The organism is Arthrobacter sp. 05N33_2, from assembly GCF_056397425.1.
In genome coordinates this window covers 1-9,616 of the sequence record NZ_JBFTNJ010000093.1, presented here as the reverse complement: position 1 = coordinate 9,616, position 9,616 = coordinate 1, and the positions used below count along the sequence as shown (strand labels likewise).

Here is a 9,616-nt window from a genome sequence, read left to right as displayed (position 1 = left end):
CCTAGCCTCTATTCAGTATGATGAACACTATGACGACCAAAACCACCGTCGCGATCGCCGTCCCGCTCGAAGCAGAGCTGGTGGACCGCATCCGCGCCGTAGATCCGTCCGTGACCGTCCTCTACGACCCCGAGCTCTTGCCGCCGGAACGTTTTCCCGCCGACCATGCGGGTGACCCGGACTTCCGCCGGACGCCGGAGCAGGAAGAGCGCTACTGGGACATGCTCAACAAGGCCCAGGTCCTGTACGGGCTCCCMAACGAAAGCCCGGCAGGCCTCGCCCGGATCGCCGGCAGCAATCCCTGGCTTGAGTGGATCCATGCCATGGCGGCCGGCGCCGGCGGTGCCGTAAAGGCATCGGGGCTGGACGCGGCGACGCTGCAGAAGTTCAGGGTCACCACCTCGGCCGGGGTGCACGCCCTGCCGCTCGCCGAGTTCGCCGCCCTGGGCATCCTCAACGGCTTCAAGCGCAGCGCCGAGCTGGCCCAGGACCAGGCGGCCAAGCTCTGGCCCGAGCTCCGCACCCCCACCCGCCTGGTCAACGGCTCCCGCCTGGTGGTCACCGGGCTCGGCGAGATCGGGCTCGAGACCGCACGGATCGCCCGCGCCCTGGGCATGAGCGTCAGCGGGACCAAGCGGACCGTGGAGGCCATCGACGGGATCGAGACGGTCACGGACAACGACGGACTCGCCGGCCTGCTGGGCACCGCAGACGCCGTCGTCAATACCCTGCCCGGCACGCCGTACACCGAGAAGCTTTTCAGCCGCGACGTCTTCGCCGCCATGAAGCCCGGAACAGTCTTCGTCAACGTGGGCCGCGGCACCGTGGTCGATGAAGAGGCGCTTCTGGAGGCTCTGGGCAACGGCCAGGTCTCCTATGCCTGCCTCGATGTCTTCGCCGTGGAGCCACTGCCGCAGGACAGCCCGCTGTGGAACCACCCCAGGGTGATGGTGTCCCCGCACACCTCGGCGCTCAGCGCCGCCGAAAACCGGCTGATCACCGAACGCTTCTGCAGCAACCTGCGGACCTACCTCGACGGTGGCGAACTCCCCCACCTGGTGGACACGGTGCACTTCTACTGAGTCCACCCTTTCGCACTGCACCAGCGCCGCAGCGCACACAGGGCGGCCCACCGGAAACGGTTGGGCCGCCCTTAGCGTCGGGCGAGGAAGGTTCCGCCCAGCAACGCGGGACCGTGCCTGCGAGGCCGGCATTCCGGCGCGCCGGGTATTTTGCCCGTCGACGCGGGTATTCCGTGGCGCAGAAACGGCCGTGGCCCCTTCCTGGGTGGAAGAGGCCACGGCCTGTGCGGCGCGGACGGAGGGTCTGCAGCCCGGATACCGCCTAGCGCGCATCCTCCGTCAGGAGAAGGTCGCGTCCCACCGTCTCGGGCGTGAAGAAGGTGGTGACAAACGAGATCAGCGCCAGGACCAGCGAGTAGATGGCGAGCACCAGCCAGGAATGGTCCGTGGCGGCCAGCAGCGCGGCGCCGACCAGCGGGACCAGGCCGCCGGCCAGGACGGCGGAGAGCTCCCGGCTCATGGCCACGCCGGTGAAGCGGTACTGCGAGCCGAAGAGTTCAGGCAGCAGCGGGCACTGCGGGCCGAGCATGGACTGAACGCCGAGGGCGATGCCCACCACCATGACAATCCAGACCAGCGTGACATTGCCCAGCGTCACCAGGTAGAACGCCGGCAGCGCGATGAGCGCCTGGAACAGCGCGCCGTAGCGGTAGACGGGCACCCGGCCGAACCTGTCGGACAGCGCACCGAAGGTGATCACCATGACGGCCGCGAAGCCCGCGGCGATGAGCAGGCCGACCGGACCGATGAACTTGTCGCCGGGAAAAACGCCGTCCTTGGCCGCCAGGAACGCGATGAGCAGCGCGGAGTAGATCGAGGAATTGCCGTTTTCGCCCATCCGCAGGCCGATGCCGATCAACACGTTCTTCTTCGAGTGCTTCCACAGCTGGCCGATGGGGTTCTTGACCACGCTCTTGTGCTTTTCCAGTTCCTGGAAGACGGGCGTTTCCTTCAGCCGGAGCCGAATGAAGATGGCCACCACAACCAGGAGCACGCTGGCCAGGAAGGGCACCCGCCACAGCCAGCCCTCCAGGACGGCCTTGTCTGCCATGGCAATGAGCGCGAACGTTCCGGCGCCGAGCAGGGTCCCCAGCTGGATGCCGACGAACGGGAGCGACGCGAAGAAGCCACGACGGCGGCGCGGCGCGACTTCGGAAATGAGCGTGGTGGCGCCCGCCTGTTCAGCGCCGGCACCCAGTCCCTGCAGGATGCGCAGCGTCACCAGAAGAACTGCGCCGAGCATGCCGGCCTGTTCGTACGTCGGCAGCAGGCCGATGGCGAAGCTGGCGGTCCCCATCAGGCCGATGGTGAGGATCAGGACCATCTTGCGGCCGAACCGGTCGCCGATGTAGCCGAAGACCATCCCGCCGAAGGGCCGCGCCGCGAAGCCCACACCGTACGTGGCGAAGGATGCAATCAGGGCCCCGTCCTCGCCGAGCGGCTTGAAGAACAGCGGGCCGAAGATCAGGGCGGAGGCCAGCCCGTAGATGTAGAAGTCGTAGTACTCCAGCGCGGAGCCCACAGAGCTGGCAAGCGTTGCCCGTCGCAGCTGTTCCGGATCGACGACGGCGCCGTCCGCTTCAGCGAGCGGTGTATTAGTACTAGTTGTCACAAGCACTCCCTCAAGAACACTCCAGACCCCCGTTGGTCTGGTGGGTGTGAGCAACCCCAAGGAGTCGATCACTATGCTGAACAGAGTACAGCATAGTGATCGCCTAGCCAATGAATAATCAGATTTATTCCGGGCGTCCCGAAACGCCCWGCGGCGCGGGCCCCTAGCCCATGGGATTGCCGAGGGACCGGGCGAGGTCCTGGAGTTCCTTCACCATCAGGGCGCCCTGCTCCTGCGAGTAAGTCGCCTTCAGCGCGGTGACCGACAGGCCGAGGCTGGGCCCGTGTGCGCCCCGGGTCGGGACGGCGACGGCCAGGCACACGACGCCGGTGGTGGATTCCTCGTCCTCGAACGCATACCCCTGTTCCCGGATGAGCGTGAGCTGCGCCTTGAGCTCGGCACCCGTGCGCAGCGACTTCGGCGTCAGGACCGGAAGAGTGGCGTCGTCGGGAAACATCTCGTCGACGTCGTGGTCATGCAGCCGCGCGATCAGGGCCTTGCCCACGGCACAGAGGGACACGGGCATCTTGTCGCCAATATTGGACGTCAGGCGCACCGCCGGGTGCCCTTCGTAGCGGGCCAGGTAGATGACATTTGTTCCGTCCAGCATGGCGATCCGGACCGTCTCTCCCGAGAGCGTCGGGGCCTGTTCACAGAAGCGGTAGAACTCCTGGACCTCGTCGAGGCGGCTGAGGTAGGCAGCACCGAGCTCAACCAACTTCCGGCCGAGGGTGAACTCCGCGCCCTGGCGGCTGATCAGCCTCGCCTCCTCGAGCGCGAGCAGCAGGTTGGAGGTGGAGGACTTAGGGATTCCCAGTTCCCGGGACAGATCACTGAGCGTGAGGCGTCCGGTCGCGGATGCCGCCAGGGCTTCCAGCACGGCGGCGGCACGGGTGACAGCCGGAGCGGGTGACGCGCTCCCCAATCCGTCGGAGGGTCGGGAAACTCGGGAATCGGCCATGATTCTCCTTCAGGTATCGCGCGCAAGTCGCCGCGCCACTCGTTCGAATGCCGTCCAGTCAGCTGAACACTAACCATCATAATGTCTGGAGCCCTGAACCGGGACCGGCAGGGCCCGTGCATCCATCGCTCCCCGTCGGCGGGCCTCGTCGGGGACCGCCGGCCCCTTAGGCGGCAGACACCACGGGATTCGTCAGCTCGCCGATGCCGGCAATGTGGCACGTGACGGTGTCGCCGGGGACGATCGGCGCACACTCGGCGGGGAATCCCGTCAGCACCAGGTCACCCGGGTGAAGGGTCATGAAGGATGTGAGATAGGTGAGGATTTCCTCGACCTTCCAGCCAAGGTCGGCGGAGCTGGCTGCCCGGAGTTCCTGACCGTTGTGTTTGATGCCGATCGCCAGGTCGTCACCGTTCAGGTCCGTGACGATCCAGGGCCCCACGGGCGTGAACGTGTCCTGGCTCTTGGCGCTGATCCACAGCTCGTCGGATTCCTGCAGGTTCCTGGCGGAGACGTCGTTTCCGATCGTGTAGCCCAGGACTGCGCCCATGGCGTTGCTGGGCGTCAGTGCGCGGGCCCTGCTGCCGATGACGAGGGTCAGTTCGGCCTCCGGCTCGACGCGGCCCACACCCGGCCGGAGTTCAACCGCGTCCCCCGGGCCAACCACACTGGTGGCCGCCTTGTGGAAGGCCTGCGGCGGAAGTCCGCGGCCCGCGGCACCCGTATTGTGCGCCATGCCCAGGACGTTGGCCGGGACACAGGGCGCGAGGAACGTGAAGGACGATTCCTCCACCGCCGCGCCGACTTCCCAACCGCTGCGGGGCAGGCTGCCGACATTGGCAGCGGAACCGGGGAAGGGGGAGGTGGTCACCGTCCACACCCTGCCCGCCGCACTGCCAAAGTCCGCTGCGTCGTTGGCGACGAAGAAGTATTCGTCCCCGGCAGCCGGGGAAAGCGGGCGGACTCTGGCGATTCGGCGGGCACTCGTGGCGGTCATGAAAACATCCTAGGCGGCGGACTCCCGAGGCCCGCGATTAGGCCATCGACTGGCGTAATTCTGGCGCGCAGAAACACCGCCGGTGTTTCACATTTCCAAGCGTTCACGGTATATTCATTACAAGCCTTCCACCGCGGCATCCCCCAATAGTCGCGGTGGAAGGCTTTTCCAATGCCCGGGTGATACCAGGGTCCGGGGTCCTCTTTTGAGCGGGCCGGGCCGTGCGATTGTTGCCCTCACTGGCAGCCTACGCGGCGTCCGCAACGGCCCCCCGCAGCCGCCAGCCCCCACCGAGGCCATCCCGGATCAGTTCCATAGTGGTCAGGGCAGATCCGCGGTTGCGGCCGAGCCTCGCCTGGACCTGCCAGACCTCGACATCCACGCGGCTCAGGCCCTTGGGCATCCGGCGCTCGGCCTCCCACCAGCTGACCCGCTCGAACCAACGCACGGGCTCGGCGCCGATCAACCATTCCCTGCCCCCGCGCACTACCGCCAGGGGCCGCCCGTCCGGGCCTGTTTTCACCATCACGTGTTCCATGCCCGTCACAGTAGGGCGGAGCCCTGACATTTTCGGGGCGTGCAGCATCCCCCGCCGGGACGCACAAAACCCCGCCCTGGGGGGCCTCCGGTCTTTAGTCGGCGGCGTGCACCGCAACGACGCGCGGCTGGCGCAAGCGGATGAAAACGTCTGCGGGCTGGCGATTCTTGCCCTTGAGTGTGATGCCGGAGATGCTGACCCCTTTGGGCAGCAGAAGGCTTTGACGCACCACGCCGCGCGCATTTTTCGACCACACCTGACGATTCAACCCATAGATGGAGCTCTCCCGCAGCCCGAGTTCCTCGGGATCGATGCCCTCCGCACCTTGAAGCTGATAGGAGACCACGCCAAATCCTCCCTGGAGCCTGCTCCTCGACTCGAACTCAAACTCGAACTCGACCAGCCCCGCCCCAATTGCCGAATCCAACGGAAAAGTCAGCACCGTGTCCTCGGTCAGGCGCAGGGGTTCCGCGCCCGGCGCGGAAAGCTCGTGCAGCACAGGTTCGCCGCGGACGATGTCCTCGATGAGACTCGGCCATTTTTCCGCAGAAATGTCGGCCGATCGCACAGCCGGCAGTTTGTCCAGCCGCGCCAGAGAGGCTGCGACGCGCTCATGCGGGGTTTCGTTCAACGTCGAGTCCTGATCGCTGTGACGGACTTGAAAGAACATGTGTTCCCGGGAGTCAAGGATGGTCGGCATCACCTGGTCTACACCATGGTGCGGCCCGGGCGTAACGATCGACAGGCTGCGCTGGCGCGGGTCGAACGCGGACACGAAGGCCATCCCTTGGGCGGACTTCGGGTGGTAGAACTCTCGGAGGTTCACCAGGTCATGTTGGCCCTTGTAGGCCGTCAGGCCGAGTCCGAATGAAATGGCCATCCCCACGTGGTTCAGCGTCCGGTACACCTCAAGATGGGTCAGATAGTCGGCGGCGAGCAGGTCGTCGTCGTCGAGGCGGAACCACGCGACCGGCTGCACGCCGGCGTCGGCGTCGAACTTGCTGGCGAGGTCCTGCTCGATCAGGGGACGCACTTCTTCTATGCCGGTTCCCCGAACGACGTCGTTCCATTCCACAGGCACCAGGAACGGGTACTCGGCTGCGGCCGCGAACAAGATGTCCTGATGGCGCTTCGGGAGCAGCTCGGAATACATCACCAAATGCTTGTAATCATGGTTTTCCGCCATGACCGCAAGAGCGGGCACGGCCTTCGTGAAGAACATCTCAGCCCTTAGGTTGAGGCGCTGCTCAGAGAACAAGTACCGCATGTAGTCCTCCGGCGTCTTGAAGACGCCGCTGCGAGACGTTTTCCAAGAGTGCGATCCGGGCGAGAAGAGGCTGTAGCGCGTGACGCCGTAGAACATGGCTTTCCCCAATAGTCTTTTCGTTACTCGACAAATCACCTCACTGTACTCTGCAACGTTCCCCAGGACGAGGAAACCGCCCTTCACCGCCGTCACCAATGTCAGACATTTCCGAGCAGATGGTAAATTCGACGCGTGCCGGGCGCACAGGGCGCCCTGCGAAGGACCAAGGGGAATCCAAGATGGCTGAATCGAACGCTCAGAAACTGGAGAAGGCGAAAGCCGTGGTGCTGGATTCGATCGTAAAGGGTGGCGTGTCGACCAATCAGTCTCAGGCTGTGCAGCGGCTCGCCAACGCCTACGCCCTCCTTGAAGGGACCGTAGCCCCGATCAGCGGCCCCAACGAATCGGCGCCGAAAAGCTCCTGATCGGGTCAACGGGACGCACAAAACCCCGTCTTTCCGGACCGTGTGGTCCGGAAAGACGGGGTTTTCTGTGGTGGGTCCTACCGGGATCGAACCGATGACATCCACGGTGTAAACGTGGCGCTCTACCAGCTGAGCTAAAGACCCAAACCGCGGTTTCCGCGCCTCAGCGCTTCAACCAACGAACAGCTACTGTACCGGATGTCACCGGCCAAGCGCCAATCGGCCCGGCCGTCGCTACAGGGGCGGCAGCTCGGCGGCGAGCCAGGTCAAGGCCCCGCTGACGCCTGCCTCCAGCTTGATGGTGGCGAGGCCGTCGCCGCGGGTCGGTCCCCTGTTGATAATGACCACGGCTTTGCCCTGCTTCGCCGCGTGGCGGACAAAACGCAGGCCGCTCATCACGGTCAGCGACGAGCCGGCCACCAGGAGCGCCCGGGCGGCGTCGACCATGGCATACGAGCGCTCCACCCGGTCCTTGGGCACGTTTTCCCCGAAGTACACGAAGTCCGGTTTCAGGGTGCCGCCGCAGGCCGGACAGCGGGCGACGATGAACGATCCAATCAGTTCGGCGTCCTCGACGGCGGCATCGGCGTCCGGTGCCATTTCAACCACCCCGGCCGCCTGCGCCCGTTCCAGGAACCCGGGGTTGAGTTCTTCCAGGACACCGGCCAGCATCCGGCGGCTRAACCGCCGGTGGCAGTCCAGGCACACTACCCGGTCGAACCGGCCGTGCAGGTCCACGACGTTGACGCTGCCGGCGTCCTCGTGGAGCCGGTCCACGTTTTGGGTGATGAGGCCGGTGAGAAGCCCCCGCTGCTCCAGCCGGGCTACAGCGGCATGGCCATCGTTCGGATCCGCCCTGCGCAGATGTGACCAGCCGATGTGGTTGCGGGCCCAGTAGCGCTGCCGGTTTCCCGGCTCGCCGATGAATTCCTGGTAGGTCATGGGGGTCCGCGGTGCGGCGCCGGGCCCGCGGTAGTCCGGGATGCCTGAATCCGTACTCAGGCCGGCACCCGTCAGCACGGCGAACTGCTCCCCGGACAGGAGGCCGTGGATGTCCTGCAGGGCCTCCAGCTCGGTGCGCTGGAGTTCCGCGGCGCTCCCGGCGGCCGTGACCGGCGGGAGGCTGGCAAACCCGGTCATGCCGATTCCTGRCCGCCGCTGCCTCACCGGATCAGCTCCCGCCGAGTCCCGCGAGGGCCGCCCGGTATTCGGCGAAGTCCCGGGCCTGGCCGCGCGGATTCACCACGACGTAGCGGACGATTCCCGCCGCGTCGATGATGAAGGTGCCGCGCAGCGCCATGCCGCTATCAGGGTCGAACACGCCGTAAGCCGAGGCCACGGCCCCGTGCGGCCAGAAGTCTGCCAGCAGATCGAAGCCGTAGCCTTCCTTTTCGGCATAGGCACGCTGGGCGAATTTGCTGTCCACCGAGACTGCCAGCACGGCGGCGTCGGCATCCTCGAACAGTGCCAGGTTGTCCCGGATTTCGCACAGTTCCCCGGTGCAGATCCCGGAGAAGGCAAACGGGTAGAAGACTATGGCGACGTTGCGGCCGCGGAAGTCTGAGAGGCGCACCGGTTCGCCGAATTGATTGGCGAGCTCGAAATCCGGCGCGGCATCGCCGACGCCGGGAACGGCGCCGGGAACGGGGCTCACGGCGGAGCCCGGCCCGGAGGCCTCGTGCTGGACCGCTTGGGTCACTTGTTCTTCCGAGTGACCAACCGGGTGGCGCTCCAGTCCTTCGAGACGCCGGCGGAGGTGGTGTAGTGGAGCCCTGCGGTAGGCGCGGCATCCTGGATGTCCGCGGGCGAGACGTAGCCGTCCCGGCCGGACTTGGGAGTCAGGACCCAGACAACGCCGCCCTCGGTGAGAGTGGTCAGCGAATCGACCAGCGTGTCCACAAGGTCTCCGTCACCTGCCCGCCACCAGAGAATGGCGGCATCGACCACCTCGTGATCGTCCTCATCGAGAAGCTCAGAGCCCGTGAGATCTTCGATATCGTCCCGCAAGTCGAAGTCGACATCGTCGTCATAACCGAATTCCTGAATCAGGTCCCCGTCTTTGAAACCCAGTTTCTCCGCCACATTTACCGAAGTGGCGGCGTCGGCCTCGCTCACGTGTTGCTCCTATGCTTTTTGAATTGCTTCATGTTTTCAATGGCACTAGTGATTTCCATTACTCCAAGCCAACACCCTTTGGGCTCTCGCTTCAAGCTGTTGGTACCGCGATCCGCCATATTCTGCGTCACACAGGCCGATCCGGAGGCTGCGGGGCAGCGCTTCGTCACACAACCAGTATGCCCGTGAAATACGGCGGCGGGTCCATAGGGCGGCTACGCATCCATCAGCCCGCACGGCTAGAGTGGCTGATGACGACTACGCCTGCGCGGGCAACCGCCCGGCTAATACAGGCAGGCGTACCGTGATTGGACCTTGCCCGGCGCATACGACCGGGCTGATGTAACCGATATGTCGCACACGTCGCGTTCACGCCAGGCAGTCACCCTGCCCGGAGCTGAGGGTGCCGATAGATGCGCTCAAAGAGAGGTTGGACGTGGCTGCAGGAGAAGATACCTCCCATATCCTCAGCGGGTTGACAAACCAGCTGCCTGATCGTGATCCGGAAGAGACCGCCGAATGGCTGGAGTCCCTGGATACCCTGATTCAGGAACAAGGCACCGAACGTGCCCAGTACATT

At 65.3% G+C, this 9,616-nt stretch carries 10 protein-coding genes and 1 tRNA gene; 2 read left to right on the top strand and 9 right to left on the bottom strand.

The annotated features are described in order from the left end of the window. Positions 1 to 17: 17 nt before the first annotated feature. Positions 18 to 1,082 carry a D-2-hydroxyacid dehydrogenase gene (locus AC1DHX_RS19440; protein ID WP_476858292.1) on the top strand — a complete coding sequence of 355 codons (1,065 nt, stop codon included), beginning with the start codon at positions 18 to 20 and terminating at the stop codon, positions 1,080 to 1,082. Positions 1,083 to 1,344: 262 nt separating this feature from the next. Here AC1DHX_RS19440 and AC1DHX_RS19435 read toward each other — a convergent pair whose 3' ends face one another. From AC1DHX_RS19435 to AC1DHX_RS19415, 5 genes are all read right to left on the bottom strand, one after another. After that, positions 1,345 to 2,694: an MFS transporter gene (locus tag AC1DHX_RS19435; RefSeq protein ID WP_476848979.1), complete on the bottom strand. Its 1,350-nt coding sequence runs from the start codon at positions 2,692 to 2,694 to the stop codon at positions 1,345 to 1,347. A gap of 163 nt (positions 2,695 to 2,857) precedes the next feature. After that, positions 2,858 to 3,655: an IclR family transcriptional regulator gene (locus tag AC1DHX_RS19430; protein WP_476856943.1), complete on the bottom strand. Its 798-nt coding sequence runs from the start codon at positions 3,653 to 3,655 to the stop codon at positions 2,858 to 2,860. Positions 3,656 to 3,821: 166 nt separating this feature from the next. After that, positions 3,822 to 4,652 carry a fumarylacetoacetate hydrolase family protein gene (locus AC1DHX_RS19425; RefSeq protein WP_476858291.1) on the bottom strand — a complete coding sequence of 277 codons (831 nt, stop codon included), beginning with the start codon at positions 4,650 to 4,652 and terminating at the stop codon, positions 3,822 to 3,824. A gap of 247 nt (positions 4,653 to 4,899) precedes the next feature. Continuing rightward, on the bottom strand, positions 4,900 to 5,190 hold the full coding sequence (locus tag AC1DHX_RS19420; protein ID WP_026266430.1) for a hypothetical protein: 291 nt from the start codon (positions 5,188 to 5,190) through the stop codon (positions 4,900 to 4,902). A 94-nt stretch (positions 5,191 to 5,284) separates the two neighbouring features. Then, positions 5,285 to 6,553: a glycosyltransferase gene (locus AC1DHX_RS19415; protein ID WP_476858290.1), complete on the bottom strand. Its 1,269-nt coding sequence runs from the start codon at positions 6,551 to 6,553 to the stop codon at positions 5,285 to 5,287. 182 nt (positions 6,554 to 6,735) lie between these two features. Between AC1DHX_RS19415 and AC1DHX_RS19410 the strand changes: the two genes are divergently transcribed. Beyond that, complete coding sequence (locus tag AC1DHX_RS19410) at positions 6,736 to 6,921, top strand: hypothetical protein (RefSeq protein ID WP_476856947.1); 186 nt, start codon at positions 6,736 to 6,738, stop codon at positions 6,919 to 6,921. A gap of 68 nt (positions 6,922 to 6,989) precedes the next feature. On the opposite strand, the gene AC1DHX_RS19405 is transcribed toward AC1DHX_RS19410, so the two are convergent. The 4 genes from AC1DHX_RS19405 to AC1DHX_RS19390 form a co-directional block, all read right to left on the bottom strand. Further along, positions 6,990 to 7,065, bottom strand: a tRNA-Val gene (locus AC1DHX_RS19405). Positions 7,066 to 7,155: 90 nt separating this feature from the next. After that, a complete protein-coding gene (locus tag AC1DHX_RS19400; protein WP_476900373.1) occupies positions 7,156 to 8,061 on the bottom strand; it encodes an NAD-dependent protein deacetylase in 906 nt (301 codons plus the stop codon). 31 nt (positions 8,062 to 8,092) lie between these two features. Continuing rightward, positions 8,093 to 8,575: a peroxiredoxin gene (locus tag AC1DHX_RS19395; protein WP_476849018.1), complete on the bottom strand. Its 483-nt coding sequence runs from the start codon at positions 8,573 to 8,575 to the stop codon at positions 8,093 to 8,095. A 41-nt stretch (positions 8,576 to 8,616) separates the two neighbouring features. Next, positions 8,617 to 9,036 carry a DUF3052 domain-containing protein gene (locus AC1DHX_RS19390; protein ID WP_018773429.1) on the bottom strand — a complete coding sequence of 140 codons (420 nt, stop codon included), beginning with the start codon at positions 9,034 to 9,036 and terminating at the stop codon, positions 8,617 to 8,619. Positions 9,037 to 9,616 lie beyond the last annotated feature (580 nt).